This window comes from Parapusillimonas granuli (genome assembly GCF_013416525.1).
Lineage (GTDB): Bacteria > Pseudomonadota > Gammaproteobacteria > Burkholderiales > Burkholderiaceae_B > Parapusillimonas > Parapusillimonas granuli.
In genome coordinates this window covers 464,495-490,910 of record NZ_JACCEM010000001.1, presented here as the reverse complement: position 1 = coordinate 490,910, position 26,416 = coordinate 464,495, and the positions used below count along the sequence as shown (strand labels likewise).

Genomic DNA, 26,416 nt, shown 5'->3' with positions numbered 1-26,416 from the left:
AGCCCTGCGCGGGGATTTTAACGCAGTAGCGTTCCCCCGGCCTCGCGCCGCCGGCGGCGGATGAGGCCGTCCGTGACGCGGGGGCCGAATATATTGACGGCGAGGCCCAGCATGACCACCCCGCCGCCCAGCCATTGAATGACCCCCAGCCGCTCGTCCAGGAAGACGGACGCCGACACCAGGCCGACCAGCGGCACCAGCAGGCTCAGGGGCGCGACCTTGCTCGCGGGATGCCGGGCCAGCAGCCTGCCCCACAGCACGTAGCCGACGATGGTCGCGGCCAGCGACAAATACAGTACCGCGAATATACCGACCGGGCTGACGTGGGCCAGGCTATGCCGGATGGCCTCCGGCCCTTCGAACACCAGCGACAGGACGAAGAAAGGCAAGGGCGGCACCAGCGCGCCCCACACCACCAGGCCGAGCACGTCGGCCTTGCCGGCTTTTTTGGCGACCATGTTTCCCATGGCCCAGCTAAAAGCCGCCAGCAGCGTCAGGAAGAACCCCAGCAGCGGCATGTCGCCGCTCTGGGCGCCCTGCTCGATGAGGACGAGGCCGGCGACTGCCACCGCGACGCCCAGCACATTGTTCCAGCGCACGCTTTCCTTCATGAACACGGCCGCCAGCAGCACGGTGAAGAATGCCTGCGACTGCAGCACGACCGAGGCCAGCCCGGCCGGCATGCCGACGTGCATGGCCGTGAACAGGAAGACGAATTGGCCCAGGCTGATCGTCAGGCCATACGCCACGATGAGCCGCCAGGGCAGCGGCGGGCACTTGATGAAGAATATGGCGGGAAAGATCACCAGGACGAACCGCAAGGCGCCCAGCAGCAGGGGCGGAATCTCGCTGAGGCCAAGCTTGATGACCACGAAATTCAGGCCCCAGGCGGTAATGAGCACCAACGCCGCCAGCCAGTCCATCAGGGGCATGAAACGTCCTTTGCAGTATGTTTTGTGTAGCGGGTATTATCGCCGGATACGCCGGAATTTCGGCCCCCACTTCACCACAACCATGACCGCCACGATACTCAGCCTGCATTCCTATCCGGTCAAATCATGCGCCGGCATCGATCACGCACACTCCCCCGTCAGCCAGGGCGGCCTGTTCCGCGACCGCCAATGGGTGGTCGTGGACGCGCAGGGCATTTTCATGACCCAGCGCGGCCACGCCCGCATGGCGCTGATACGGCCAAGCTTCTCGGGCGACGACCTGGTGCTCGCGGCGCCCGGCATGCCGGCGCACACCGTGCCCTGGCTGACCGACACCGATGACCCCGCCCAGGTTCCCGTCAAAATCTGGCGCAGCGACACCCTGGGCTTCGACGAGGGCGACGGCGCGGCGGAATGGCTGAGCCGTTTCCTGGGCACGCCCTGCCGGCTGCTGCGCGTACACCCGCTGGCCATGCGCATCGCCAGCCCGGAACACGTCCACAATTGGCGGCTGCACAATTATGACCTGGTGCCCGAGTTCCCCGAAAAGCATCATTTCGGCTTCGCCGACGGCTTCCCTTTTCTGGTGGCGAACCAGGCTTCGCTGGACGAGCTCAACCGGCAGCTGGCCGCCAAGGGCGAGCCGCCCGTGCCGATGAATCGGTTCAGGCCGAACATCGTGCTGCAGGGCCTGGAACCCTACGAGGAGGACTATCTGTCCGCGGTCCGCATCGGCCCCATGACGCTGGCCTTCGTGAAGCGCTGTGCGCGCTGCCCGATTCCGAATATCGATCAGGCCACGGCGCAGTCGCGTCCCGAGCCCGGCCTGACACTGGCGCAACACCGCCGGTTCGAGGAAGGCGTGCTGTTTGGCGTCAATGCGGTGGTGGCGGGCGCGGGGCCGGGTGCGCGGCTCGCGGTGGGGGACGAGGCCGCGCTGGAGTATGCGATCTGAACCCTAATACAAGCTGAGCTGGACCGGCGCCCCGCTCTCCGGCGCATCCGCCCCGCCCCCGGGCGCCAGGCTGCTCACCCGCACCCCCAGCAATCGCAGGCGATGATCGAAACTCACCCGCTTCAGGCATAAGCCCGCCGCCCGGTGAATCACCCCCGCGTCCCACGTCGCCGCCGTCAGCGTCGTATCGCGCGTCACCGTCCTGAAATCATCGAAGCGCAGCTTGATGCCTATCGTCCGGCCCACATAACCCTTGCGCCGCAGATCGCCCGCCAGATCCTCGCATAGTTCCAGAAAAATCCGCGACAGCAGCTCCCGGTCATGCTTCACGTGCAAATCCCGTTCGAACGTGGTTTCCCGGCTGATGGACTTGGGCGTCGAGTGCGTGACCACCGGCCTGTCGTCCACGCCATGCGCCACGTCCACCAGCCAGCGCGCGTAGGTCAGGCCGAAATGCCGCTGCAGCAGATCCGGGCGCGCATGCGCGAGGTCGCGGATGGTGCTGATGCCCAGCGCCGCCAGGCGGGCGTTCGCCTTGGGGCCTATGCCGTTCACCTTGCCGACCGGCAGGGGCCATATGCGTTTTTCCAGGTCGCCCGGACCGATGATGGTCAGCCCGTCGGGCTTGTCCAGATCCGAGGCGATCTTGGACAACAGCTTGTTGGGCGAAACGCCGATCGAACACGACAGGCCCGTGGCCGACTTGACCGCCTGCTTGATCCGCTGCGCCAACGCCACCGTTTCCTCCGGATGCCCGGTAAGATCGATGTAGATCTCGTCTATGCCGCGATTCTCGATGTGTCCGGCCACACCGGCGACGGCGGTTTTGAACAGCCGGGAATAATGGCGGTAGGCGGTGAAGTCCACCGGCAGCAGCACCGCCTCGGGCGCAAGCTGCGCGGCCTTCATCATGCCCATGGCCGAGAACACGCCCAGCGCGCGGGCCTCGTAGGTGGAAGTGGTCACCACGCCCCGGCCGACGTAAGCGCCCAGGCGCGTGAATACCCTGGAGCCGTCGGGCAGCGTGCGGGGCTGCGAGGCGCCGCCCCCGCCTATGACCACCGGCAGGCCGCGCAATTCGGGGTAGCGCAGCAGCTCCACCGACGCATAGAAGGCGTCCATGTCCAGGTGCGCGATGCGGCGTGGGCTTTCGGTATCCATGATAGATACCGGATTATAGAGGGGCGCGCGCAGTGCTACATTTACGCCATGGACGCCCACTACAAGCGATGCCGCTGGTGCAGCGGCGACCCCGACTACATCGCCTACCACGACCACGAGTGGGGTGTGCCCAGCCGCGACCCCCGGCATCTTTTCGAGATGCTGCTGCTCGAAGGCTTCCAGGCGGGGCTGTCGTGGATCACCATCCTGAAAAAGCGGCCGCGCTATCGCGAAGTGCTCTACGGCTTCGACCCGGAAAAGCTGGCCGGCATGCGCGACGCCGACATCGAAGCCCTGCTCCGGGATCCCGGCATCGTCCGCAATCGCCTCAAGCTGAACGCCGCCCGCCGGAATGCGCGGGCCTGGCTGGCGCTGCGCGACCCCGTCGAGCTGGTCTGGTCGTTCACGGGCGGGCGCCCCATCGTCAACCACTACCCAAACCATCAGAGCGTGCCCGTGGTCACGCCCCAGGCGGAGCGGATGAGCCGCACGCTGAAACGGGCCGGCTTCAACTTCGTGGGGCCCACCATCTGCCAATCCTATCTGCAGGCGGTGGGCTGCTTCATGGACCACACCACCGACTGCTTCCGCCACGGCATGCTGGCGGGCCCGGGTTGATGCCGGTCAGACGACGGTCAGGGTGACGTCGATATTGCCCCGCGTGGCGTTGGAATACGGGCAAACGATGTGGGCCTTGTCGACCAGCGCCTTGGCCTGGGCCTTGTCCAGGCCGGGCACCGAGATCTTCAGTTCCACCTCGATGCCGAAACCCGTGGGGATGGGGCCGATGCCCACCGTGCCTTGTATGTTCGTATCGGCGGGCAGCTCCACCTTTTCCCGCGAGGCGACCAGCTTCAGCGCCCCCAGGAAGCATGCCGAATACCCGGCGGCGAACAGCTGTTCGGGATTGGTACCCGAGCCGCCCGCGCCGCCCAGTTCGGCGGGGGTCGTCAGCTTGACGTCCAGCACGCCGTCCGACGACACCGCGCGGCCGTCACGCCCGCCGGTGGCGGTTGCCTGGGCGCGATAGAGAACTTTTTCGATAGACATACGACTCTCCTTGAGTGAAAGAATTGGCGAACTGCCAGGGATACCGGCTCTTGGAGCCAGATTTTGTTACACGATTAAATCGCACACGATACATATTGCAAGACGCTGCAGCAAACCCCATCATTTCATTCATGCTCCAGAAAATGCCCCCGCAGCCTTTCCAGCGCCAGCTTGGTGGCGGCCAGTTCTTCGGCCGAGCATTGCGTGGCGCAGGTAACCGCCACCGGCACCATCCGGGCCTTGGCATGCAGCGCCCTGCCGGCCGTCGTCAGGGAAACGATCACCTGCCGCTCGTCGTTCTGCGCGCGGTCGCGCCGGACCAGGCCGGCCAGTTCCAGCCGCTTGAGCAGAGGCGTCAGCGTGGCGGAATCCAGGAACAGCCGCTCGCCGATTTCCGAGACGGTCAGCTCGTCGCCTTCCCATAGCACCAGCATGACGAGATACTGCGGATAAGTGATGCCCAGCGAACGCAGCAACTTGCGATAAACTTTGTTCATCGCAAGACTGGTGGAATAAAGCGCAAAGCAAAGCTGGTCGTCCAGCAATAGGCTTGCCGCAGGGTTATGCGTGTCTTTCTGCTTCATGAGTGCAATATTAAATCGCGCGCAATATAAATACAAGCAGCCAGTGAGTCCGCCATCATGCATGGAACTTCCCTACCCCGGCGACATGCCTTCCAATGGACGAATCGCTATGCGCCTTGGGCGATGCTGTCGCTGGCGCTCGTCCTGCTCGCCTTGCTGCTGGCGCATTACCAGTATTCCACCTATCGCGCCCTGAAGCGGCAAAACGCCGAACACCTCACCACCATGGCGCGCATCGCGGGCCGGACCCTGGAGCTCCAGCTCACCGGCCTGCCCGGCCGCATGCAGGCCGGGCAGGCGCCGGCGGCCGACGAGGCGCGCCCGGACGGCTTCAACGAAAGCGAGGTCCGAGGCGTGCTGGAATCCGTGCGCTACGCGCCGGACGTCTGGAGCGCGCTGATCCGCGAAGACGGACGCATCCTCCTGATGCAAGCCGGCTCGTCCGTCCCGGCCGCCGCCGATCCCGGCACGGCCGGCGAGTTCTTTCGCCGGCATCAGCGCGGCGGGCAGCGGCACAGCTTCGCTGAAGGCAAGGTGCCGCGCATCGGCGGCATGCAGACCATGTCGCTGTTCACGCTGGGGGCGGGTGCGGGGGTCGCGGGCCAAGCCTTGACGGTCGTGGTGGGGCGCGACGCCGGCGGCGTCCTCGCCACCTGGTATCGCACGGCCTGGCTGCACGGAAGCATTTTCCTGCTCATCTGCCTGGGAGCGGTTTTCGGCTTGCGCGCCTACCGCCGGCGCCAGGCCGAATATGCGGCCACGGCCGCCCAGGCCCAGGCCGACCTGCGCAGGAACGCGCAGGACTACGGCCTGATCGTCGAACACACCACCGACATGGTGGCGCGCCTGGACGCGCAAGGCCGCATCGTGCATGCCAACCCCGCCTTGTGCGAGCTGCTGGGCAAGAGCTGCGACGCGCTCGCCGGGAGCACGCTCGCCGGCTGCCTGCCGGAAGACGAAAAAACGGACGCCGCCGCCGCGATCGCCGCGCTCAGGCACCCGCCCCATACCGCCGGCTTCAGGCACAGCCACCCCACGGCGAAAGGCATACGGCAGCTTTATTGGTCCTGCCAAGGGCTGGCCGGGCAGGACGGGCAGCTGCAAGAGATCATCGCCATCGGGCGCGACGTCACCGACCATGCAAACCAGTTGAACAAGCTCGAACTGCTGGCACGGCAGGACTTCCTGACCCGCTTGCCGAACCGCCGCCATTTCTTCGAACAATGCAAGATCGAAGTCGAGCGCGCGCGGCGCTTCAAGTCGCACACTTCCTTGCTGCTGATCGACCTGGACCACTTCAAGTCCATCAACGACGCCCATGGGTACAAGGTCGGCGACCGGGTGCTGGCCGCGCTGGGCGAAACCCTGCGCGCCTCTCTGCGCAAGATCGACGTCGCCGGGCGAGTGGGCGGCGACGAATTCGCGGCCGTCCTGGCCGCCACGAACGCGGATGGGGCGCTCAGGGTGGCGCAACGCCTCGCCGCCGCCTTTCGCGCCCAAGAGATCGCGACGGACGGCGGCGCGGCCGTCCGCGTCACCATGTCCATCGGCATCGCCACGGCCGACTACCAGGACTGTTCACTGGAAACGCTGCTGAAAGAGGCCGATCACGCGCTCCAGCAGGCCAAGCGGACCGGCCGCGACAAAATCTGCGTCGCCGACGCGGCGCGGTCCCCGCGCCGGCAAGCCGACCGCGCCACCTGAGGCGGCCCGGGGGGCGCTACAGCAGGCGGCAGGCCTCGTCGAACGCCAGGCGCGGCAGGCGCTGGTGCAGGACGGCGTGGTCCCCGTACCCGATATTGCAGATGAAATTGGTCCGCACGGACGTGCCTTGCCAGAACTCGGCATCCACCGCCGCCGCATCGAAGCCCGACATCGGCCCGCAATCCAGGCCGAGCGCCCTGGCGGCGAGAATCAGGTAGCCGCCCTGCAGGCTGCCGTTGCGAAAGGCGGTCTCTTGCGCATGCGCCTGCCGGCCCTCGGCCGCAAAGCCGTCCCGCGCCTCGGGGCGGTGCGGAAACAGCTTGGGCAGATGCTCGTAGAACTCGAGGTCATAGCCGACGATGACGGTCACCGGGGCCTGGCGCGTTTTCTCGCGGTTGCCCGGACTCATCAAGGGCAGCAGTCTTTGCTTGGCTTCCGGCGAGCGGATGAAAAGAAAACGGGCGGGCCCGCAATTCATGCTGGTGGGCGCCCACTTCAGCAAATCGTACAGTTCTTGCAGCGTCTCGTCGCCAACAGGGGTATCGCGCCATGCGTTCTGCGTGCGCGCCTCACGGAAAATCCGGTCGAGCATATTCCTTCTCACTTTGCCGCGCCCCGGCTGCGGGGGCGGCCACGATGGTTACAGGTGGCGGCATCCTAACCCATCGCCGGCCGGGACGTGCGCAAATGTTCCCTATATGGAAATGGCTTGCATTTTTTCCTCTATCTGTTTAAATAAGAATCATTATCGATATCGAGTAAACTGGGCGCCGACGCCCTCATCCCGTTTTTGCCTCGCACAAGCCCTGCCATGGAAGCCCGCCCCGCTCACGCAGCCGATCCCGCATCGCCGCCGACGCCCGCCAAGGGAAAACGTCCCTGGCGGGCGCTGGGCATGGTGCGCAGCCTGGAATTCGACGTGCCGGGATACCGCTTCGTGTCCGCGCCCTTTGCGGGCAACGAACCGGTGCTGGAAGGCCGGCTGCGGGAGATCCAGCTGCAGCCGGGGCTGTGGATGCACTGCGCCGAAGTCGCGGACCTGCACAACATGGTGTCGCGGGTGGGCTTCAGCGCGGGCCTGCGCATCGTGGTGGTACTGGGCGGCCAGATCGACGTGCGCATCGGCGGCCGCCGGCTGCATTTGCGGGCGGGCGACCATGCCCGCCACGCCAGCGCCGCCGTCATCAGCATGCCGCAAGACGCAATATTCGAGCGCCAATGGGAACGCGGCAAATGGGAGCGCAAGCTTTCTCTCTATCTTTCTCCGGAATGGCTGGAAAGCCAGGGCTGGCTGAGCGACGCCCGGGAATTGACGGCCTTGTCCAGGCGGCATGAAACCGGCGCCCCCGAACCGCTGGCCCTGAAATTCCCCGATCAGCTGTGCATCACGACCTGGCGCCCGTCCCCCCACGCCCTGGCGCTGGCGGAGCAGCTGATCTGCCAGTCGGACGAGTCCGCCCCCAGCCTGGTACGCATCCGCCTTGCCGGCCGGGCGATGGAGCTCCTGTACGAAGCGCTTGCCAGCCAGCACAAGGAAGCCGCCCCGGGCGCCGCGCCGGCCGGCGCGCTGCGGCCCCGCGACCAGGACCGCATGCTGCGCCTGCGCAGCTTTCTCGACGCCGAGGTCCAGCAGCCCCTCGTCCCGCCGCTCAAGATCGAAGAACTGGGGCGCCGCTTCGGCCTCAGCGCCAGCGCGCTGCAAAGGCAGTTCCGCCATGCATTCGGCAGCTCGGTCAACGAGTACCGCCGCCTCATGCGGCTGCATCAGGCGCGCACCGACCTGGAGCACGGCCTGAGCATCACCGAGGCCGCCTACCGCGCGGGCTACACCAGCGCCGCCAATTTCGCCACGGCCTTCCGGCGCCAGTTCGGCCTGAGCCCCAAGAGCCTGCGCTCCCGCCTCTGACTTTCCCGCGGGCGAGACTTGACCCGGACGCAAAGAAGTTTGCGCGTCCCTCAAACCAATTCCGTAAATGAGAATGATTCAATGTTGCTTTGCCGCCTTGCCGCAGGAGGGGGCAGGACAAGCCGTATCCGAAACGGCCACCTTACAGCACTGAAATACGAGGAAAGAAATGACGAATATGCCTGGAAGGGAAGGGATCGCCGCAACGCCCCGCGCAAGCCTGGCGCTTGCCCCCTTGACGCTGGCCTTGCTGTGCGCATGCGGAGTGGGCGTCGCGCAGGCCCAGAGCAACAAGACGCCGACGACTCTGGACACCGTGGTGGTCACCGCCAGCGGCGTGCAGCAGAAGGCCAAGGATGCGCCCGCCTCGATGACCGTCATCACGCAGGAGGACATCAAGAAAAACGGCTACACCTCCGTAGCGGAAGCCGTGGGCCGCGCCGAAGGCGTGACGTTCATCGGCGGCGACCCCAACACCAAGGACATCGTCATCCGCGGCCTGCCGGGGGAATACACTCTGCTCCTGGTGGACGGCAAGCGGCAGAACACCCGTGAAACCATGAATCGCGGCACGAACGGGGTGCAATACGAATTCATGCCGCCCCTGGCCGCCATCGAGCGGATCGAGGTGGTGCGCGGCCCCATGTCGTCGCTCTACGGCTCGGAGGCCATGGGCGGCGTGGTCAACGTCATCACCAAGAAGGTTCCCGAGCGCTGGTCCGCGGCGCTGGACAGCTCCGTGACGCTGCAGACGGATGACGACTACGGCAACGCCAGGCAATCGCAGTTCTGGATCGGCGGCCCCATCAAGGACGACGTCCTGGGCCTGCAGGTCTATGGGTCCTATGACGACCAGAGCGAAGGCAACACCTATTTCCCCAGCGCGGACGGCGCCAATGCCAGGAACAACCGCAGCCTCGGCCTGAAGCTGGCGGCGCGGCCGGCCGACAACCAGGACCTGGTCCTGGACGTGGTGTCCCAGCGCCTGACGACCGAGGCCACGCCCGGACGATCCATCCTGCCCTCCCTCGCCTGGAACAAGGACCAGTTCCGCCGCACGTCTTACGGCCTGACCCACACGGGACGCTGGCGCCTGGGCGAATCCAAGATCTCGCTGTACCGGGAAGACAGCGTGCAGGAGAACTGGCCCAAGACGGGCGAGTACGTCGACAACCGGCGCCTGGTGAACACCGCGCTGGACGCCAGCTTCAGCATGCCTTTCGCCTCCCATACCCTGCGCTTCGGCGGCCAGTACCTGCACAGCCGCCTGAACGGCATCCAGAACGAGGCCAAGTTCGCGAATTACCCGACCAACACCGACGTCGTCTCGCTGACCAACTACGCGCTCTTCATCGAAGACGACTACTACGTGACGGACGACTTCACCGTGACGGGCGGCGTGCGCATGGACCATGACGAACGCTTCGGCAAGCGCTGGTCGCCCCGCCTTTACGGCGTCTACCACCTGACGGACGCCCTGACCCTGAAGGGCGGCGTGGCGACCGGCTTCAAGGCGCCCACGATACGGCAGAGCAATCCGGGATACTGCATGTCGACGGGCGGCAACTCGGGCTTCCGCGGTCCTTTGTGCGGCAATCCGGACCTGGAACCCGAAACCAGCGTCACCCAGGAGCTGGGCCTGATCTACGATTGGGCGCCGGGCAGCAATGTGTCCGCGACCCTGTTCAACACCAACTTCAAGAACAAGGTGGCCAGCTACGACACCGGCATGCAGGACCCGCTCAACCCCGGCACGGCGAACCACCTGTATGTGTACGACAACATCGACAAGGTGCAGATCTACGGCCTGGAACTGGCGCTGAAGCTGCCGCTGACCGATACGGTGAACCTGTCGTCCAACTACACCTACACGAAATCCAAGCGCAAAGGCGGCGGGGAAGTCTCGTTCAACGGCCTCACCCTGGACGGCGAACCGCTGGACAAGACGCCGGAGCACGTCCTGAACACCCGCCTGGACTGGCAGGTGAATGAACGGCTCGGCACCTATCTGCGCTGGAACCTGAGCGGCAAGGCGCGCTATGCGGCCTACCGCAACGGCGCGATGGGCGTGCGCACCCGGCCCGGCGGCTCCACCTTCGACCTGGGCGGCAACTATGCGGTCACCAAGCATCTGTCCCTGCGCCTGGCCGTGCTGAACCTGACCGACCACAAGACGCCGGTTGACCTGCGCACGCGCTATGCGGGCCTGGACGGCAACTGGATGGTGGACGAAGGCCGCCGCTTCTGGCTGGGCGCCAGCCTCAGCTTCTGATGCGGGCCGCCGGCGTGATCCTGAAACCGTGGTGGCGGGCGGCGTGGCTGTGGTGCCTGCTGCTGGTCAGCCTGCCCGCCGCCGCCCAGATAGAAATCGTCGACCAGGCCGGGCGGACGGTCCGGCTGGCCGAACCCGCGCGCCGCATCATCTTCTCGGAACCGGGCGACTTCACCATGCTCGCCATGCTCGACGAGAATCCGGCCCGCCGGATCGTCGCATGGAACCGATGGCGCCTGGACCAGCACACGCTGAATCAATGGCGCAGCATAGACCCGGAAGCCTTCGACCGGATCACGCAGATGTCGCTCGACGGCCCGCAGAACCTGAATGCCGAAGCGCTGATCGCCCATGCGCCCGACCTGGTCGTGCTGGATCATTTCTTCGGCAGCGCGAAACAGGCGGTGTCCCAGCTGGAGCAGGCCGGCATTCCGGTGGCCATCCTCACGCTGGAAGCCAATCTGCGGTTGCGGCATCCGACGGAAGGCATAGAAAAACTGGCGGTCCTCATCGGCCGCGAGGAGCGCGGTAAAGAAGTGGGCGCGTTCATACGCGAGCGCCTGGACCGCGTCGCCCGGCGCGTCGCCCGCATCAAGGCGGAAGGCGGTCCATTGCCGACCGTGCTGATGGAACCGCATGCGGGCAGCGGCCCCTGTTGCATGTCCATGGGCGAGGGCCGCAGCATGGGCGACCTGGTGGTGCTGGCGGGCGGACGCCTGATCGGCAGCGAAATCGTCGACGGCATGGCGGGCCAGCTCAGCGCGGAATACGTGATCGCGAGCGACCCGGCCGTCTACATCGGCACCGGCGGACAGCACATGAAGGCCCGGGGCGGCCTACTCCTGGGCCCCGACGTCGACGCCGCCACGAGCCGCGCCAGCCTGGAACGCGTCCTGCGGCGCGTGGGACTCGCGCAGACCCGCGCCGTCAAGGAAAAGCGGGCCCACGGCATATGGCACAGCGGCTTTTCCATCGTGAACCTGGAGCTGATCGCCACCTGGCTGCACCCCGCGGAATTCCAGGACGTGGACCCGGCCGCCACGCTGGCGGAGATCGATCGGCGCTTCATGGCGAAGAGCCTGACCGGAACGTTCTGGACCTCGCTGGCTCCAGCGAAAGATTGAGACCATGCAAGCTTATCGTGGCATAGCGCCCGCCCCGCGGGCCGACAATGCAGTCATACAAGCGCGCTGGGCGCTGCATCGGCGCATCGTGAGGCGGCGCTGGCTCATCGTGGCCGGCCTGGCCGTGCTGACGGTCGCCGCCGGGCTCGCCGACCTGCTCACCGGCCCCGCCGCCCTGCGGCCCGCGCAAGTCATCCAGGGACTGCTGAATCCCGACACGCTCACGGTCCCCATGCAAGTGGTGCTGTGGCAGGTCCGGATGCCGGTCGCCCTGATGGCGCTGCTGGTCGGCGCCGCCCTGGCGCTGGCGGGCGCGGAGATGCAGACCATCTTGAACAATCCGCTGGCCGAACCCTTCACTCTGGGCGTTTCTTCATCGGCGGCGCTGGGCGCCGCCCTGGCCATCGTGCTGGGCTGGGGCGTGCCGGGCACCGACGCCGCCTGGCTGGTGCCCGCCAACGCCTTCGTCTTCGCCCTGGCTTCCCTGCTGCTCCTGCAGGTCATGGCGCAATGGCGCGGCGCCCAGGCGCAGACCCTGGTGCTCTTCGGCATCGCCATCGGCTTTGCCGCGGGCGCCGTACTGTCGCTGCTGCAATTCATCGCCAGCGAAGACGCGCTTCAACAGCTGGTTTTCTGGAGCATGGGCAGCCTGGCCCGGGCCGACTGGCACAGCATCGCCATCCTGTCCGCGGTCCTGGCCCTGACCGCGCCCTTCTCCTGGCGCGCCGCCCGCCGGCTCACCGCGCTGCGGCTGGGCGAAGACCGCGCCCGCAGCTTCGGCATCAATGTGCCCTCCCTCAGGCGCTGGGCCTTGGTGCGCATCAGCCTGCTGGCGGCGACGGCCGTCGCCTTCGTCGGCACGGTGGGATTCGTCGGCCTGGTGGGCCCGCACGTCGCGCGGATGATCGTCGGCGACGGCCACCGCCACCTGCTGCCGGCCAGCGTCCTGATCGGCGCGGCCATGATGGCGCTGGCCTCGGTCGCCGGCAAAATGCTGGTGCCCGGCGTCATGCTGCCCATAGGCATCGTGACCGCGCTGGTCGGCCTGCCCGTCTTCATGGGCCTGATGATGCGCCGCCGAGGGGGCCGGACATGAATGCCGCCCAGTCGCTGGACGTCAAGAACCTGAACGTGCATTACCGCCGGCACGAAGTGCTCGCCGGCGTCGAACTGGCCGGCATCCGTCCCGGCGAAATGATCGCCCTGGCCGGACCGAACGCCGCGGGCAAGTCGACGCTGCTCAAGGCGATTGCCGGGCTGGTTCCGGCCCGCGGCCACGTGCTCTACGGAGGCAGCGACTGGCTGGCGTGGACCATGCGCAAGCGCATGGAATTCATCGGCTTCATGCCGCAGTCCATTCCCGAAGACAACGACCTGACCGTCCTGGAGGCGGCTCTGACGGCTCTGCAAAGCGGCGGCATCGGCCCCCGGCGCAAAGACGAGCTCGATGCCTTGCGCGTCATCGAGCATCTGGGCATAGGCCCGCTCGCCCTGCGGCCGCTGTGCCGGCTGTCAGGCGGCCAGCGGCAGCTTGCCGCGCTGGCGCAGGCCGTCGTGCGCGGCAGCCCCGTCCTGCTGCTGGACGAGCCCGTCAGCGCGCTGGACCTCGCGCACCAGTGGCAGGTCATGCGGGTCGCGCGGCGCCTGGCCGACGAAGGCCGGATAGTCATCGTGGTGCTGCATGACCTGGCCCTGGCCGCGCAATGGGCCGACCGGGTCGCCATCCTGCACGACCGTCGCATCCATTCTTTCGGGCGCCCCAGCGACGTCATCACCGATGCCGCCCTGCGGGAAGTCTGGGGCGTGGAGGCACGCGTCCGGACCTGCGAGCGGGGCCGCGCCTTCGTGCTCATAGACGCTCTGGCCGGGGATCCGGCCGCCACACAACAGGAACACCTGCAATGACTCCTCTACGAATCAGCACCGCCGTGCGCGGCATAGACGCCCGGAATGTCCTGGACGCCGTGCTGGAACACCTGCGCGAGCACGACCTGGCCGCCATGCCTTCGGAAGACGGCTGGGCCATCGATTACAGCGGCGCGCGGATATCGCTGGCGGCCGAATCCGGCGCCTTGCACGCGCGCATCGCGGCGCCCACGCAGGAAGCGCTGTACGACGCGAAAATGCTGGTCTTCCACCACATCGTCGAATTCAGCGCCTGCGCGCCCGAGGCGATCCAATGGAGCGGGGACAGCATCACGTTCGAACGCCCGCCCGCCTTCCGCCTGCTGACCGTCGACGCGGTCCGCGACATCGGCCCCCACATGCGCCGCGTCCGGTTCCGTGCGGCCGACTTGGCCCGGTACCAGCGCGACGAGGACATCCACTGCAAACTGATCTTCCCCCAGCCCGGCGTCCGCGATCCCGAATGGCCCACGCTGGCCGCCAACGGCACGCCGCAATTCCCCAGTGGTGAAAAACGCCTGGACATCCGCACCTACACGATCCGGCGCATCGATGCCGCGCAAGGCTGGATGGAGGTGGACTTCGTGCTGCATGACGATGCCGGCCCGGGCTCGGCCTGGGCCGCCCAGGCCGCCGGCGGGCAGCAGATCGGCCTTTCCGGGCCGGGCGGGCGCAGCGCGCTGCCCGCGGACTGGATGCTGCTGGCCGGCGACGAAACCGCCCTGCCCGCCATCGCGCGCATCGGAGAATCCCTGCCGGCGGAAACGCAAGGCTTTGCGCTGATCGAAGTCCAGACCCCGGCCGACGAGATCGAACTGCGCCTGCCCCCGGGCATGGCTTTGCGCTGGCTGCATCGCGGCGACACCCCCGCGGGCGCCGGCACGCTCTTGCGGGACGCCATTCAGGCCTGCGCCATTCCCGATGGCCCCAGCCGCCACGTCTGGGTGGGGGCCGAGTTCGCGACCGCGCAAAGCGTGCGGTCCTGGCTGCGCGACACGGTCGGGCTCGGCGGCAAAGAGCAGCTCGTCGTGGCGTACTGGCGCCGCGGCATGGACGAAACCCAAATGAAAGGCGGCGCGGCACGCAGCGCCGCCGGCGGCGCCGGGCCCAAGGCGTCCTCATGAAGCCGGGACCGGGAGCATCCGAACAAGCATACGCAGCGGGCGACGAGGCACGATCGGGCGCCGCGCCCAGGCAGCGATGGTGGGCGCGCCTTGCGCTCGACCTGGGCCCCCTGCGCCAGAGCCCGGCCTTCAGAAGCCTGTATCTCGCCCGCTCCGTCTCGATGCTGTCCGTCGCCATCCTGGCGGTCGCGGTGGCCTGGCAGGTGTACGGGATCAGCGCATCGTCCATCCACGTGGCGGGCGTCGGCATCGGCCTGGCGCTGGGGTCGCTCATCGGCATCGTCTGGGGCGGAACCCTGGCGGATCGCGCCGACCGGCGGCGCATCATGATTCTGGGCCGCGCGGCCTACGTGACCGTGGTCGCCATCTTGTGGGCCAACAGCCTGCGCACGGAACCCGGCCTGCCGGAAATCTACCTGGCCACGCTGCTCAGCGGCCTGACCGGAGGCATCAGCGCGCCCGCGCTCATGGCGGCCATGCCCAGGCTGATTCCGCCGCAGCACCTGGCCGCGGCGGGCGCGCTCAATGCGCTGTCCATGGAGCTCAGCCGGCTCGTCGGCCCGCTGATCGCCGGCGCGCTGCTCGCCCGCTACAGCATCGCCCTTTGCTATGCCGTCGTACTGATCGGCGCGGCGCTGGTGCCGCTGCTGCTGGCCCGGCTCCCCAGGGACTTGCTGCTGCCCGATGCCGGCGCCGGACCGGAACCGACGCAGCGCCCGTCCATGCTCGCGCAGTGGCGGGACGGGCTGAAGCATGTCCGGCACAACGGCGTCATCGCCTGTCTGCTTGCCCTGGACCTGGCCATGATGCTGTTCGCCGGCGTGCATGCCCTGATGCCCCAGTTGGGCCAGGCCGTGCTGCAGGGCGGCCCCGAGATGGTCGGCTATCTTTACGCCGCGCCGGCCTTCGGCGCCCTCGTCGTCGCCCTCACGTCGGGCTGGACCCGCCGGCTGGCCCGCCCCGGGCGCCTGGTGATCGCCTGTGCGCTGCTGTGGGGCATCGCCATCGCGCTGTGCGGCGTGGCGGCGGGCGGCATTTCGGCCGGGCTTCCTTGGGGCGTATGGGCGGTGCCGGTCTTGCTTGCCGTCACGGGCATGGCGGACACCGCGTCGGACATCGTCCGCGGCGCCCTGCTGCAGATACATACGCCGGACGCCTTGCGCGGCCGCGTATCGGGCTTGTGGCTGCTCCAGGGGTACATGGGCCCTGCGCTGGGCGGTCTGCAGGCCGGCGTGCTGGCGACCTGGTGGTCGCCGGGCCGCGCGCTGCTTGCCGGCGGCACGGCCTGTACGGCGCTGATCGCCATGCTGCTGGCGATGCCCGGCGGTTCGCTGCGCAAAAACCTCTGGCGCCTGGGGCCGGGCAACGGCCCGGGGCCCGGCGCCTTAAAATAAGGGCATGGACGACACCACGCCGAACGAATCGAACCGCCCGAACTGGTCGGACGCCCCCGAAGGCTGGAACTGGCTGGCGCAAGACGAAGACGGCCGCTGGTTCTGGTATGCCGTCCGGCCGCAGCTGGGGGTGGCCGGCGGGGTCTGGCGCTCGCCCCGGCGCGCGCAGCAGTTCGCGGCCCAGGGCGCGCCCAACCCCCGTTGGCATGAAAGCTGCCTGGAAAGGCCGCCGGGGGGCCGGCCCCCCTGACGGCCCCTCGAGGCGCTCAGCCCCCTTTCAACAGCTCGCGGGCGATGATCAGCTTTTGCACTTCGGTCGCGCCTTCATAGATGCGCAGCGCGCGAATGTCGCGATACAGCCGCTCGATGGGCCGGTTCTTCACCACCCCTTGTCCGCCGAACATCTGCAGGACGCGGTCGATCACCCATTGGGCCGACTCGGTCGAGATCATCTTGGCCATGGCCGTTTCCGACGTGGACGACCGCCCCGCCACGTCGCGCACCCAGGCGGCGCGATAGGTGAGCAGCGCGCTCTGGTCGATTTCCGCGGCGATGTCGCCGAACGCCGCCTGCGTCAGCTGGAAGTCGGCCAGGGTCTGGCCGAACATCTTGCGCCCGCGCGCATGCGCAAGGCCTTCGGCCAATGCGCGCCGCGCAAAACCCAGCGCGGCCGCGGCCACCGAGCAGCGGAAGACGTCGAGCGTGCGCATCGCCAGCTTGAAGCCCTGGTTGAGCTCGCCCAGCATATTCGCCGCGGGAACGCGGCATTCATCGAAGCGCAGCAAGGCCAGCGGGTGGGGCGACATGACGTCGATCTTTTCCTGGATCTCCAGCCCCGGCGTGCCGGCGTCCACCACGAAGGCGGTGATGCCGCGCGACCCGGCGTGTTCATCGGTGCGCGCGAACACGCAGTAGAAATCGGCCAGGCCGCCGTTGGAAATCCAGGTCTTGCTGCCGTTCAGGACGTAGTGATCGCCGTCCGGGCGGGCGGCGCAGGCCAGCGCCGCCACATCGGAGCCGGCCTCGGGTTCGGACAGGGCGAAGGCCGCGATGCGTTCGCCCGCGGCGACCGGCGGCAGGTAGCGCCGCTGGAGCGCATCGTTGCCGCCCAGCGATATCGCGCCCGAGCCCAGCCCCTGCATGGCGAACGCGAAATCGGCCAGGGTGTGGTAACGGCCGAGCGTCTCGCGGATGAGGCAGAGCGAACGCGAATCCAGCCGGGGGGACCGGCCGCCCAGGCGGCCGCCGTCCCCGGCGGGCACGCAATGGCGCAGCCACCCCCCCGCGCCCAGGTCGCGCACGAGGCCGCGGCACGCCTCGTAGACGTCGGCGTCGTCCAGATCGGACAGGTTCCGGTCCCGGCACCATTGGTCCAGTTCGCGCGCCAGGCCGCGGTGCGCGTCGTCGAAGAATGGCCATTCAAGATGGCTGAGTTCTCGGGTGATCATTCGCGCCGGCCGCCTATTTGGTGTCCATGTTCTTGATGACGGGCGCCCATTTGCCTATGGTTTGCTGGATGTGCTGCGTGAAGGCGGCGGCATCCTTGTAGTCGGTCTTCAAGCCGAACTGGTCCGTGCAATTGCGGAACTGTTCCGTATCGATGGCGGCCTTGAAGGCCTTGTCTATCTTGGCCACGACGGCGGGATCCATGCCCTTGGGGCCGACGATGCCGAGAATGCTGGGCGCCACCAGGTCGTAGCCGGCTTCCACCAGGGTCGGCGCGTCTTCGAAGCCGGCCATGCGCGATTCCGTGAACACGTTGAGCAGACGCAGGCGGCCGTCGCGCACGAAGGGCACCCATTCGGCGGTCTGCGCCATGACCTCGACGTCGCCGCGCACCAGGGCCGTGGAAGCCTCTATGCCGCTCTTGTAGGCGACGTGGGTCCATTTCACGCCGGTCTGCTCGCCCAGCTTGACCATGGTCAGGTGCTGCGGCGTGCCCACGCCCGCAGTGCTGAATGCGATGGTGTCGGGCGCCTGCTTGGCTTTCTTGATGACGTCGTCCAGCGTTTTCAAGGGCGAGTCGGCGCGCACCAGCAGGCCGACCTGGTACTGCGCGACCATGGCGATGGGCGTCAAGTCCTTCATGACGTCATAGTCGATGCTGGGAACGAGGAACTGGTTGAGCACCGCGCCCGTGGACAAGGCCGCGATGTTGTAGCCGTCGGGTTTCTGGCGCGCGATGTAGCCGATGGAAAGAGACGAGCCGGCGCCCGGCTTGTTCTCGACCACGACCGATTGGCCGAGTTCCTTGCTGGCGGTAAGGGCCAGGGCGCGGAAGCACATGTCGGTGCCGCCGCCGGCGCCATAGCCCACGACCAGCTGGATGGGCCGCGTGGGGTAGGCCTGAGCGCCCGCCTGCGCCGACGCCACGGCGAAACCGACGCCCAAGAGGCCCAGCACCAGTTTGCGGGCGAACGTGAAATTGAGCTGCTTCATTATTTGTCTCCTTTCGATTGAGCGACACAAGAACTTATAATAAACTAAAAGTCTAGCTTTGTAGAACAATAACCCTGACGCGAATACATGGAAACTCAACTGAACGTGCTCGTCACCGGCGCCAGCCGCGGCATCGGTCGCAGCATCTGCGACCGCCTGGCCCAAGACGGCTACACCGTCACCGGCATCGCGCGTACACGGCCCGCCGACTGGCCCGACGCCATGCCGTTCTACACCGTCGACCTGGCCGAACGCGACGCCGTCAAGAAGACGCTGGCCGAAATCGCCGCGCGGGCGCCCTATTACGGCCTGGTCAACAACGTGGGCTTCGTTCCCACCGGCCGCCTCGAAGACGTGGACACCACCGAACTCTACAAGGCCGTCGCCCTGAACCTGGAAGTGAACATCCTGTGCGCGCAAGCCCTGCTGCCCGGCATGCGCGCGCTGGGCCGCGGCCGCATCATCAACATCGGCTCGCGCGCCGCGCTGGGCAAGCCGGCGCGCACGCTGTACAGCACCACCAAGGCCGGCATCAACGGCATGACGCGCACCTGGGCGCTGGAACTGGCGGCCGACGGCATCACCGTCAACGCCATCGCCCCCGGGCCCATCGCCACGGAATTCTTCCGCGACGCCAACGACGCGCAAAACGAGGCCACCCGCAAGCTGCTGGCGGGCATTCCCGTCGGCCGCATCGGGCAGCCCGAAGACGTGGCCCACGCCGTGGCCTACTTCATGGACGAACGCTGCGGCTTCGTCACCGGGCAAACGCATTACGTATGCGGCGGCATCACCATAGGCGCCGCCTGAACACATTCCCGCCATTCCATCCATTCCATTTTCTAGAGACGACGGAGACACGCATGACACGCTGGACACAACGCCCCGAGGGCTCGAACTGGGGGGACTTCGGCCCCGACGATCAACTCGGGCGCGTCAACTTGCTGACCCAGGAACAAGTGCTGAAAGGGGTGCGCGAAGTGCGTGAAGGCAAGGTCTTCTGCCTGTCCCTGCCCCTGGACCTGCCCGGCGGCATGGTGCTGAACCCGCGCCGCAAGCCGCCGCGCCTGGCGGCCACCGAGCGCGACGGCGTGCCGTACATGAACTTCCCCATGGAAAACCTCGATGCCGCGTCCATCGACGTGCTCAGCGACGACCAGGTCACGCTGTCCCTGCAGTACTCGACCCAGTGGGACGCCCTGGCCCACATCGGCGCCCAGTTCGACGTCGACGGCAGCGGCACGCCGCGCAAGGTCTACTACAACGGCTACCAGGCCGGCGCCGACATCCCCGACGCGCCCGAGCGGCACGAAGGCGAGGGCTGCTGCGGCCATGGCGGCGCCGCCTTCGGCGCCAAGAAGCTGAGCATCGACAACTTCGCCGTCAAAGGCATGCAGGGCCGCGGCGTCATGGTCGATTTCGTGCGCCACTTCGGCCACGGGCGCACGCTGATCGGCTACAAGGAACTTGCCGCCATCCTGGAATCGGACGGCATCGAGGTCGAAAAAGGCGATATGCTGGTGCTGCGCACGGGTTTTGCGGAAACCGTCCTGGAAATGGCCGGCAAGCCCGACGGCGACAAGCTGCACGAATCCGGCGCCGTGCTCGACGGCGCGGACACCCAGCTGCTGAACTGGATCACCGAAAGCGGCATCGCCGCGATCTGCGCCGACAACTACGCGGTGGAAGCCTACCCGGCCCGTACCGAAGGCGCCAAAAAATCGCTGCTGCCCCTGCACCACCATTGCCTGTTCAAGCTGGGCCTGCCTTTGGCCGAGCTCTGGTATCTGCGCGATCTGGCCGAGTGGCTGCACGCCCACCAGCGCAACCGCTTCTTGCTGACCGCCCCGCCCCTGCGCCTGCCCGGCGCCGTCGGCTCGCCGGTCACTCCCATCGCCACCGTCTGAACCCGTTTCCATCACGCACCGCCACGCCATGAACTTCGCCACGCTACTCGAACGCCACGCCACCCAGCGCCCGGACGCCGTCGCCTTCTACGACGCCGACCAGCCGGTCCAATACAGCGAACTGCTGGCCGAGTCCATCCGCGTCGCCGGCCTGCTGCATGCGCAGGGCGCGCGCCAAGGCGACCGGCTGGCGCTGTGGCTGCCGAACTGCACCGCCTGGCTGGCGACCTTCATGGCCTGCGCCCGCCTGGGCATCACCGTCGTCTCCATGAACACGCGCTTCCGCAGCCGCGAAGTGGGCGACCTGATCTCCCGGGGCAAATGCCGGTGGCTGGCCATGTGGCCGTCCTTCAAGGGCCTGCCCTTCCGGCAGATCCTCGGCGACGTGGATCCCGGGCAGCTGCGGGGCCTGAAGGCCGTCATGGTCGTGGGCGAAGCGAGCGAAGAACCGCTGGTCGCGGGGGCCGGCTCATTCCACTATTCGGATGCCGCGCCGGCCGATGCCCTGGACGGCGTGCCCCAGGCGCCGGGCAGCGCCCACGCCCTGGTCTACACGACCTCGGGCACCACATCGCAGTCCAAGCTGGTCGTCCACGACCAGCAAACCCTCATCAGCCATGGGCATAACGTCGCGCGCTATTTCGGCATGGGGCCGAGCGACGCCGTGCTGCTGGGCGCGCCGCTATGCGGGGCGTTCGGATTCTCGTCCGCGCTGGGCGGCCTGGCGGCCGGCGCCGCGCTGGTTTCGTCGCCCGTATTGAATCCGGCCGAATGCGCCGCGCAAATCCAGCAAAGGCGGGTCACGCACACCTTCGCCAACAATGAATTGCTCGACCGCATCCTCGACGCGGCCGGCGCCCAGGACCAGCCCTTCCCTTCGCTGCGGGTGGCGGGCTTCGCCAGCTTCGCCCCGTCCCTGGAAGACCTGCCCGAACGCATGGAACAGGCCGGCATCAAGCTGGTCGGCCTGTATGGCTCCAGCGAACTGCAGGCGCTGACGGCCGGCCAGTCCCCGGATGCGCCGCTGTCCGAACGCCAGCGGGCGGGCGGGCATCTGGTCGCGCCCGAGGCCCGCGTACGGGCGCGCGACATCGAAACCAACGAGATCCTGCCCCATGGCGAAGTGGGCGAAATCGAAATCCGCACGCCCAGCCTGATGAAAGGCTATCTGGACAACGAAGCCGCCACGGCGAAAGCCATCGATGCCGAAGGCTATTTCCGCACGGGCGACCTGGGCCATACGGTCGACGACCGCAGCTTCGTCTTCCATGCCCGGCGCGGCGACTTCCTGCGGCTCAGCGGCTTCCTGGTCAACCCGCTGGAAATCGAAAACTACATCGAAAGCCTGGACGGCGTGAACAACTGCCAGGTGGTCGGCGTGGCGCATCAGGGCAAGACGGTGCCGGTGGCCTTCGTCATCGCCAAGCCCGGCCATGCCGTGCAGGAAAGCGGCATCATCGCCGCCTGCAAAGCGCAATTGGCGGGCTTCAAGGTTCCCCTGCGGGTCGGCGTCGTGGCGTCCTTCCCGGTCGTGGAAAGCGCCAACTCGAATAAAATCCAGCGGGGCAAGCTGCAGGAAATGGCGCTGGAGCTCTTGAACGCAGGTTGACCCGCCCGCGGCGCCGGGTTGCGCGCCTCCATTCTGAAATCAGCCATGTCCGACCTTAGTCCCAACCAAGCGGCCATGAGCCGCAGCCGGCAGCCGCTATACCTGCAGCTGGCCACCGAGTTCAAGCGCTGCCTGGACTCGGGCGCATGGCCGGTCGGCCACCAGATCCCGCCGCTCCAGGAGCTCATGCAAACCTACCAGGTATCGCGCATGACGCTGCGCAATGCGCTGGGCGTCCTGGAAGCGGACGGCCTGATCTCCCGGCGCCGGGGGAAGGGAACGTTCGTCGAGCGGCGCAGCAGCGCGGCCTATTCGCTGTCGCTGCCCACCAGCTGGCAGGAGGCGGTCGCGCTCAGCGACGTGCTGGGCACCCATCGTTACGTTGAATCGGAGGGCGGCGCCAGGCAGCTGCCGCCCTTCAACATGGCGTGCAACGGCAAGCCGGCGCCTTCTTATCAGCATCTGTGCCGGCTGCACAGCAGCGATGGGGTGCCCTATTGCTACAGCGAGGTCTACATTGCGGAGCCGCTGTTCCGCAAGCACCGGAAGGCGTTTCTTGCGCAGGCGGCCGCTTCGGTCATTGCGCGCATTCCGGGGCTGACGATATCGGAATCGCGTCAGCGCCTGACGATCATCGACGCCAGCTTCCAGTCGGCCAATGCCTTGCTGCTGCAGCCGGGCGAGAGCGTGGCGGAGGTGACGCGCTTTGCGTGTTCGGAGGGCGTGATCATTTATTATGCGCGGCTGGAGTTTCCGACGAAGTTCGTCAAGCTGGAACTGGACATGCTGGCGCGCTAGCGTGCAGCGCAGGAAAGCCCGGCCCCTTTCTAAGCCACAACCTGGCCCGCCTCCACCCCGAACTGCCTGACCGCATGGCGCGCCGCCGACGTCAACACGCGGCCGACCGAAGGATCGCAGCCGCTGCGGTGCCACAACAGCATGTTGCCGTCATGGCGCGCGATATTGGCCAGCACGGCGGCGCTTACGTCCACCTTCTGGCCGATCTCGCCCGTTTCCTTGCCCGCCGTGAACACCTCCGTCAGCAGCGCCTCCATGTGGCGGTAGTAGTCCCGGATCGCCTCGCGCACCGGCGTGTCGGCGTCATGGAATTCCAGGCTGGTCAGCACCAGGATCACCAGGTCGTTCGGGTAGGTGGCCGCCCACTGGGCCTGCAGCTGCACGAACGCCTCCAGCTTCTGGATCGCCCCGCCCGGCATCTCGCGGACGCGCGCGGCGGTCGCCAGGATGGAGCGTTCCTGGATGCGCGCCAGCAAATGCAGCAGCAGCGTTTCCTTGGTCTTGAAGTAGTAGTAGACAGCCCCCTTGGTGAAGCCGGCCATCGCCGCCACCTGCTCCAGGCTGGTATTCGAATAGCCCTTTTTTGCAAAAAGCTGCAAAGCCGCGCTTTCGATTTTTTCTATGCTTACCTCGCTGTCGCCTCTCTTGCTCGCCATTACAACGTCATTCCTTTTGATTCGTGCCCGCCCTCAGGCAATCAGGCCGCGCAACGCCACGTCGGCGCGCTTTCTGTCCCAGACCTCTGGCCTGGCGACCACGTCGCTCAGCATGGCGCGCTGCAGCTTGCCGGTCGGCGTCCGGGGCAGGACGTCCAGTTGGCATAAATAGCGCGGCACCATGAAGTGCGGCAGTTCGCCAAGCAGGAAGCGCAGGAGCTCCACGTGATCCAGCTCGGCTCCAGGCTTCATGACCAAGCATAACAAGATATCGTCATCGCCTTCGAATCCGGAGGGCACGCCCAGCGCCGCCGCTTCCTTGACCAGCGGGTGGGCAAGCGCGGCGGCCTCGATGTCGCCCGCGGAAATGTTTTCGGCGCGCCGCCGGATGCGCTCTTTGACGCGGTCGATGAAATACACGTAGCCGTCGGCGTCGACATAGCCGCAATCGCCCGTATGGAACCAGAAATTCCTCCAGGCGTCCAGCGTCTTTTCCGGCATGCCCAGATAGCCCTGCATCATGGTCCAGGGCATTCTGGGCCGCAGCACGAACTCTCCGACCGTTCCGGCGGGCAGCTTCATGTCCGTGGCGGGGTCCACCACCGCGAACTCATACCAGCTTTCGTCCACCCGGCCGCAGCAACCCACCCGCAAGGGTTCGTCGGGATCCACCCAGCATGCCACGCCGGTCTCGGTCATGCCCCAGACTTCCTGCCCTCGGACGCCGAACCGCTCTTCGAAGGCCGCGGCGATGCGTTTCGGAAACGGCGCCGTGCGCAGCAGGCGCAAGCGGTGGTCTTTGTCGGCGGGGGAAGGCGGCTGGGCAAACACCATTTCGAGCATGGGGCCGTGCGCCGCGGTGATGGTGGCGCCGTAGGCCCGGATCCGGTTCAGCCATTCGCCGGGCGTGAAGCCCGTGTCCAGGATGAGCTTGCCGCCGACGGACAAAGTGGCCAGCACCGACATGAACTTGCCCGCCATGTGGTACATGGGATAGAACGAAAAAAAGACGTCGTCGGCAGACAGGCGGGTCTTGGCGGCCGACAGCCTGGACAGCAGGGCGATCTGGCCGTGAGGCATCATCACGCCCTTGGCCGGCCCGCTGGTCCCGGAGGTGTAGATCACCGAGCCGATGTCCCAGGGCATGGCGGGCGGGCCGTTCAGGCAGTCGGCCGGCGCCGCCTCGAGATCGCGGAAGCGCAGGATGTTCAAGGGGGCGCCGGCGGGCCGGTCGCCGGCATCGGCATCGTCCATCAGGATGATGGTGCGCAGGCAAGCCAACCGCGGCTGCGAGCGCAAGATCACCGGCAGGTGGTCGGACGTGGTCATCAGGATTTGCGCCGCGCTGAGGTTGGCCGCGTGCTCCAGGCTCTGGCCCTTGTAGCCCGTGTTGATGCTGACGTCCACCGCATTGAGCAGATTCACGGCCAGCCACCCGTGCACGGCAAGATGGGTATTGGCCAGCATGATCAGCACCCGCTGCTGCGGCCGCACGCCCTGGCGGTACAGGCACCTGGCCAGATGCGAAACGTTTTCCCAGGTCTGGTCGTAGGTTTCCGACACGCCGCCCACGACCTCGAGCGAAGGCCGGGAACCATGCCGCCGCACCGACTCCCGAAGTATCCCCGGCACCGTCCAGCCCGCATCGAGCGCGTCGGGCACCGCCAGGGCCCCCGTTCCGGCTGCCTGGCCGCCCTGTTCCTGCGTCGCTTTCATGTCCTGCACCTTGATCGGCTCCGTGCTCGTTGAATCGGATCAATTATCGAGTATTTCGTCCCGATGAGCACCAAGCGCGGGCGGACCGCGCCGAACCGTGGCCGGCGTCCTGGAAAGCCTGAGTGGATTGGCCACCAGGCGCATGTCTTCCTGGCCGTCGACCGGAACCGCGGCGATCAGGCCGTTCTCGCGGGTCTGCGCATGGGCCAGCGCTTCGTCCAGCCCCAATATCGGCGCCGCCAGCACCCCTTGCCCCTGCAGCCTGCCCACGCTTTCCTCGACCGTCATCGCCTTGAACAGCGGCCTGAGCATGGCCGCGATCTCTTCCTTGTGGCGCGCCTGCGCGTGCTTGTCCCGCCATTCGGGCTTGAGGGATAGGTCTTCGATGCCCAGGGCCCGGCAGATCAGTTGCAAGGGATTGTCGCGGAAGAAGCCGATCACGCTCAGCCAGCCGTCGCTCGCCGCCGCGGTGAAGTTCAGCGCCCGCTCGTACCATCGGGTTTCGTAGTCGTAATTCAGCAGGGTCGCCGCCTCGAGGCTCTGCATGGCGATCAGCGCGCTGAACAGGGAAACGTTCACCTGCTGGCCCCGCCCCGACCGGTTGCGCTCCAGCAGCGCCAGCAGTATGCCCTGCGCCAGCAGCACGCCCGAGGTGTAGTCGGCGATCGGCACGTTGATGAAGGTGGGGTGGTCGCCGCCGGCGGTCGTCTTCTTGCCCAGGCCGCTGATGGACTGGATCAGGAAGTCCTGGCCCGCCATGCCGGACAGCGGGCCGGTCTCGCCGAAGCCGCTGGCCGCGGCATAGATCAGGCCCGGGTTCAGGGGCTCCAGCCTGTCGTAGCCGAACCCGAGTTTTTCCAGCACCCCCGGCCGGTAATTGTGCATGAGGACGTCGGCCTCCTTCACCAGCTCGAGGAAGGCGGCGCGATCGCCGTCGTCCTTCAGGTTCAGGCAGATGGAGCGCTTGTTGCGGTTCACGGCCGCAAAATAGCCGCCCATTTTCCCCAGGGCCGTGGCGACCGTGTCGCTGTGGCGCAGGGAATCCCCCTTGCCCGGCTTCTCGATCTTGATCACATCGGCGCCGAAGTCGCCCAATATCTGCCCGGCCAGCGGCCCCTGGAACACTTCGCAGAGCTCCAGGACCTTGATTCCTTCCAATACCGATGACATGTCGCGCTCC

General features: G+C 67.1%; 25 protein-coding genes. 15 read left to right on the top strand and 10 right to left on the bottom strand.

Annotated elements, in window-relative coordinates; genetic code table 11:
• Positions 1 to 17: 17 nt before the first annotated feature.
• Complete coding sequence (locus H0A72_RS02300; protein ID WP_180153421.1) at positions 18 to 932, bottom strand: EamA family transporter; 915 nt, start codon at positions 930 to 932, stop codon at positions 18 to 20.
• 82 nt (positions 933 to 1,014) lie between these two features.
• Here H0A72_RS02300 and H0A72_RS02295 point away from each other — a divergent pair, with 82 nt between their 5' ends.
• Positions 1,015 to 1,887: an MOSC domain-containing protein gene (locus H0A72_RS02295; RefSeq protein WP_180153419.1), complete on the top strand. Its 873-nt coding sequence runs from the start codon at positions 1,015 to 1,017 to the stop codon at positions 1,885 to 1,887.
• Between the two features lie 3 nt (positions 1,888 to 1,890).
• Here H0A72_RS02295 and dinB read toward each other — a convergent pair whose 3' ends face one another.
• Positions 1,891 to 3,048, bottom strand: a complete 1,158-nt coding sequence (dinB, locus tag H0A72_RS02290; RefSeq protein ID WP_180153417.1) for a DNA polymerase IV — start codon at positions 3,046 to 3,048, stop codon at positions 1,891 to 1,893.
• A 48-nt stretch (positions 3,049 to 3,096) separates the two neighbouring features.
• On the opposite strand from dinB, the gene H0A72_RS02285 reads away from it, so the two are divergent.
• Positions 3,097 to 3,666 (top strand): DNA-3-methyladenine glycosylase I, encoded by a 570-nt coding sequence (locus tag H0A72_RS02285; RefSeq protein ID WP_180153415.1) that lies wholly within the window; start codon positions 3,097 to 3,099, stop codon positions 3,664 to 3,666.
• A gap of 6 nt (positions 3,667 to 3,672) precedes the next feature.
• On the opposite strand, the gene H0A72_RS02280 is transcribed toward H0A72_RS02285, so the two are convergent.
• A complete protein-coding gene (locus H0A72_RS02280) occupies positions 3,673 to 4,098 on the bottom strand; it encodes an organic hydroperoxide resistance protein (RefSeq protein ID WP_180153413.1) in 426 nt (141 codons plus the stop codon).
• Between the two features lie 125 nt (positions 4,099 to 4,223).
• Positions 4,224 to 4,682: a MarR family winged helix-turn-helix transcriptional regulator gene (locus tag H0A72_RS02275; RefSeq protein ID WP_180153411.1), complete on the bottom strand. Its 459-nt coding sequence runs from the start codon at positions 4,680 to 4,682 to the stop codon at positions 4,224 to 4,226.
• Between the two features lie 57 nt (positions 4,683 to 4,739).
• On the opposite strand from H0A72_RS02275, the gene H0A72_RS02270 reads away from it, so the two are divergent.
• A complete protein-coding gene (locus H0A72_RS02270) occupies positions 4,740 to 6,386 on the top strand; it encodes a GGDEF domain-containing protein (protein ID WP_180153409.1) in 1,647 nt (548 codons plus the stop codon).
• 16 nt (positions 6,387 to 6,402) lie between these two features.
• Here the strand turns inward: H0A72_RS02270 and H0A72_RS02265 are convergent, their stop codons facing one another.
• Positions 6,403 to 6,990, bottom strand: coding sequence for a malonic semialdehyde reductase (locus tag H0A72_RS02265; protein ID WP_343060223.1), 588 nt, complete (start codon positions 6,988 to 6,990; stop codon positions 6,403 to 6,405).
• Between the two features lie 207 nt (positions 6,991 to 7,197).
• On the opposite strand from H0A72_RS02265, the gene H0A72_RS02260 reads away from it, so the two are divergent.
• The 8 genes from H0A72_RS02260 (at position 7,198) to H0A72_RS02225 (ending at position 16,361) form a co-directional block, all read left to right on the top strand.
• Positions 7,198 to 8,292 (top strand): helix-turn-helix transcriptional regulator, encoded by a 1,095-nt coding sequence (locus H0A72_RS02260; protein ID WP_180153405.1) that lies wholly within the window; start codon positions 7,198 to 7,200, stop codon positions 8,290 to 8,292.
• A 169-nt stretch (positions 8,293 to 8,461) separates the two neighbouring features.
• A complete protein-coding gene (locus H0A72_RS02255; protein WP_246437021.1) occupies positions 8,462 to 10,564 on the top strand; it encodes a TonB-dependent receptor domain-containing protein in 2,103 nt (700 codons plus the stop codon).
• Complete coding sequence (locus H0A72_RS02250; protein ID WP_180153403.1) at positions 10,564 to 11,688, top strand: ABC transporter substrate-binding protein; 1,125 nt, start codon at positions 10,564 to 10,566, stop codon at positions 11,686 to 11,688. Before H0A72_RS02255 ends, H0A72_RS02250 begins: the two co-directional genes overlap by 1 nt.
• A 4-nt stretch (positions 11,689 to 11,692) precedes the next feature.
• The gene (locus H0A72_RS02245; RefSeq protein WP_180153401.1) at positions 11,693 to 12,784 is read left to right on the top strand and encodes a FecCD family ABC transporter permease; all 1,092 of its coding nucleotides are present in this window, start codon (positions 11,693 to 11,695) and stop codon (positions 12,782 to 12,784) included.
• On the top strand, positions 12,781 to 13,593 hold the full coding sequence (locus tag H0A72_RS02240; RefSeq protein ID WP_180153399.1) for an ABC transporter ATP-binding protein: 813 nt from the start codon (positions 12,781 to 12,783) through the stop codon (positions 13,591 to 13,593). Before H0A72_RS02245 ends, H0A72_RS02240 begins: the two co-directional genes overlap by 4 nt.
• Entirely contained in the window at positions 13,590 to 14,717 is a 1,128-nt protein-coding gene (locus tag H0A72_RS02235; protein ID WP_180153397.1) for a siderophore-interacting protein, read from the top strand. The genes H0A72_RS02240 and H0A72_RS02235 overlap by 4 nt, the downstream gene beginning before the upstream one ends.
• Entirely contained in the window at positions 14,714 to 16,111 is a 1,398-nt protein-coding gene (locus tag H0A72_RS02230; RefSeq protein WP_180153396.1) for an MFS transporter, read from the top strand. Before H0A72_RS02235 ends, H0A72_RS02230 begins: the two co-directional genes overlap by 4 nt.
• 4 nt (positions 16,112 to 16,115) lie before the next feature.
• A complete protein-coding gene (locus tag H0A72_RS02225; protein ID WP_180153394.1) occupies positions 16,116 to 16,361 on the top strand; it encodes a hypothetical protein in 246 nt (81 codons plus the stop codon).
• Positions 16,362 to 16,377: 16 nt separating this feature from the next.
• Here H0A72_RS02225 and H0A72_RS02220 read toward each other — a convergent pair whose 3' ends face one another.
• On the bottom strand, positions 16,378 to 17,559 hold the full coding sequence (locus H0A72_RS02220) for an acyl-CoA dehydrogenase family protein (protein WP_180153392.1): 1,182 nt from the start codon (positions 17,557 to 17,559) through the stop codon (positions 16,378 to 16,380).
• Positions 17,560 to 17,572: 13 nt separating this feature from the next.
• Positions 17,573 to 18,550: a Bug family tripartite tricarboxylate transporter substrate binding protein gene (locus H0A72_RS02215; RefSeq protein WP_180153390.1), complete on the bottom strand. Its 978-nt coding sequence runs from the start codon at positions 18,548 to 18,550 to the stop codon at positions 17,573 to 17,575.
• A gap of 87 nt (positions 18,551 to 18,637) precedes the next feature.
• Here H0A72_RS02215 and H0A72_RS02210 point away from each other — a divergent pair, with 87 nt between their 5' ends.
• Genes H0A72_RS02210 through H0A72_RS02195 form a run of 4 tightly spaced genes read left to right on the top strand, consistent with a single transcriptional unit; the run spans position 18,638 to position 22,864 of the window.
• The gene (locus tag H0A72_RS02210) at positions 18,638 to 19,360 is read left to right on the top strand and encodes an SDR family oxidoreductase (RefSeq protein ID WP_180153388.1); all 723 of its coding nucleotides are present in this window, start codon (positions 18,638 to 18,640) and stop codon (positions 19,358 to 19,360) included.
• 53 nt (positions 19,361 to 19,413) lie between these two features.
• The gene (locus H0A72_RS02205) at positions 19,414 to 20,457 is read left to right on the top strand and encodes a cyclase family protein (protein WP_180153386.1); all 1,044 of its coding nucleotides are present in this window, start codon (positions 19,414 to 19,416) and stop codon (positions 20,455 to 20,457) included.
• A gap of 28 nt (positions 20,458 to 20,485) precedes the next feature.
• Positions 20,486 to 22,066 carry an AMP-binding protein gene (locus tag H0A72_RS02200; protein WP_180153384.1) on the top strand — a complete coding sequence of 527 codons (1,581 nt, stop codon included), beginning with the start codon at positions 20,486 to 20,488 and terminating at the stop codon, positions 22,064 to 22,066.
• A gap of 45 nt (positions 22,067 to 22,111) precedes the next feature.
• Positions 22,112 to 22,864, top strand: coding sequence for a GntR family transcriptional regulator (locus H0A72_RS02195; protein WP_180153382.1), 753 nt, complete (start codon positions 22,112 to 22,114; stop codon positions 22,862 to 22,864).
• Positions 22,865 to 22,893: 29 nt separating this feature from the next.
• On the opposite strand, the gene H0A72_RS02190 is transcribed toward H0A72_RS02195, so the two are convergent.
• Genes H0A72_RS02190 through H0A72_RS02180 form a run of 3 tightly spaced genes read right to left on the bottom strand, consistent with a single transcriptional unit; the run spans position 22,894 to position 26,406 of the window.
• A complete protein-coding gene (locus H0A72_RS02190) occupies positions 22,894 to 23,520 on the bottom strand; it encodes a TetR/AcrR family transcriptional regulator (protein ID WP_180153380.1) in 627 nt (208 codons plus the stop codon).
• A 33-nt stretch (positions 23,521 to 23,553) separates the two neighbouring features.
• The gene (locus H0A72_RS02185; RefSeq protein WP_180153378.1) at positions 23,554 to 25,236 is read right to left on the bottom strand and encodes an AMP-binding protein; all 1,683 of its coding nucleotides are present in this window, start codon (positions 25,234 to 25,236) and stop codon (positions 23,554 to 23,556) included.
• Positions 25,237 to 25,275: 39 nt separating this feature from the next.
• Positions 25,276 to 26,406 (bottom strand): CaiB/BaiF CoA transferase family protein, encoded by a 1,131-nt coding sequence (locus tag H0A72_RS02180; RefSeq protein WP_180153376.1) that lies wholly within the window; start codon positions 26,404 to 26,406, stop codon positions 25,276 to 25,278.
• Positions 26,407 to 26,416: the final 10 nt, after the last annotated feature.

Bases quoted from the DNA above. Each gene is read 5' to 3' on its own strand.
- H0A72_RS02195 (WP_180153382.1), top strand. From the start codon at position 22,112: ATGTCCGACCTTAGTCCCAACCAAGCGGCCATGAGCCGCAGCCGGCAG.
- H0A72_RS02235 (WP_180153397.1), top strand. From the start codon at position 13,590: ATGACTCCTCTACGAATCAGCACCGCCGTGCGCGGCATAGACGCCCGG.
- H0A72_RS02245 (WP_180153401.1), top strand. From the start codon at position 11,693: ATGCAAGCTTATCGTGGCATAGCGCCCGCCCCGCGGGCCGACAATGCA.
- H0A72_RS02295 (WP_180153419.1), top strand. From the start codon at position 1,015: ATGACCGCCACGATACTCAGCCTGCATTCCTATCCGGTCAAATCATGC.
- H0A72_RS02200 (WP_180153384.1), top strand. From the start codon at position 20,486: ATGAACTTCGCCACGCTACTCGAACGCCACGCCACCCAGCGCCCGGAC.
- H0A72_RS02185 (WP_180153378.1), bottom strand. From the start codon at position 25,236: ATGAAAGCGACGCAGGAACAGGGCGGCCAGGCAGCCGGAACGGGGGCC.
- H0A72_RS02180 (WP_180153376.1), bottom strand. From the start codon at position 26,406: ATGTCATCGGTATTGGAAGGAATCAAGGTCCTGGAGCTCTGCGAAGTG.
- H0A72_RS02210 (WP_180153388.1), top strand. From the start codon at position 18,638: ATGGAAACTCAACTGAACGTGCTCGTCACCGGCGCCAGCCGCGGCATC.
- H0A72_RS02275 (WP_180153411.1), bottom strand. From the start codon at position 4,682: ATGAAGCAGAAAGACACGCATAACCCTGCGGCAAGCCTATTGCTGGAC.
- H0A72_RS02270 (WP_180153409.1), top strand. From the start codon at position 4,740: ATGCATGGAACTTCCCTACCCCGGCGACATGCCTTCCAATGGACGAAT.
- H0A72_RS02190 (WP_180153380.1), bottom strand. From the start codon at position 23,520: ATGGCGAGCAAGAGAGGCGACAGCGAGGTAAGCATAGAAAAAATCGAA.
- H0A72_RS02205 (WP_180153386.1), top strand. From the start codon at position 19,414: ATGACACGCTGGACACAACGCCCCGAGGGCTCGAACTGGGGGGACTTC.
- H0A72_RS02215 (WP_180153390.1), bottom strand. From the start codon at position 18,550: ATGAAGCAGCTCAATTTCACGTTCGCCCGCAAACTGGTGCTGGGCCTC.
- H0A72_RS02260 (WP_180153405.1), top strand. From the start codon at position 7,198: ATGGAAGCCCGCCCCGCTCACGCAGCCGATCCCGCATCGCCGCCGACG.
- H0A72_RS02280 (WP_180153413.1), bottom strand. From the start codon at position 4,098: ATGTCTATCGAAAAAGTTCTCTATCGCGCCCAGGCAACCGCCACCGGC.
- H0A72_RS02250 (WP_180153403.1), top strand. From the start codon at position 10,564: ATGCGGGCCGCCGGCGTGATCCTGAAACCGTGGTGGCGGGCGGCGTGG.
- dinB (WP_180153417.1), bottom strand. From the start codon at position 3,048: ATGGATACCGAAAGCCCACGCCGCATCGCGCACCTGGACATGGACGCC.
- H0A72_RS02230 (WP_180153396.1), top strand. From the start codon at position 14,714: ATGAAGCCGGGACCGGGAGCATCCGAACAAGCATACGCAGCGGGCGAC.
- H0A72_RS02240 (WP_180153399.1), top strand. From the start codon at position 12,781: ATGAATGCCGCCCAGTCGCTGGACGTCAAGAACCTGAACGTGCATTAC.
- H0A72_RS02255 (WP_246437021.1), top strand. From the start codon at position 8,462: ATGACGAATATGCCTGGAAGGGAAGGGATCGCCGCAACGCCCCGCGCA.
- H0A72_RS02300 (WP_180153421.1), bottom strand. From the start codon at position 932: ATGCCCCTGATGGACTGGCTGGCGGCGTTGGTGCTCATTACCGCCTGG.
- H0A72_RS02285 (WP_180153415.1), top strand. From the start codon at position 3,097: ATGGACGCCCACTACAAGCGATGCCGCTGGTGCAGCGGCGACCCCGAC.
- H0A72_RS02220 (WP_180153392.1), bottom strand. From the start codon at position 17,559: ATGATCACCCGAGAACTCAGCCATCTTGAATGGCCATTCTTCGACGAC.
- H0A72_RS02225 (WP_180153394.1), top strand. From the start codon at position 16,116: ATGGACGACACCACGCCGAACGAATCGAACCGCCCGAACTGGTCGGAC.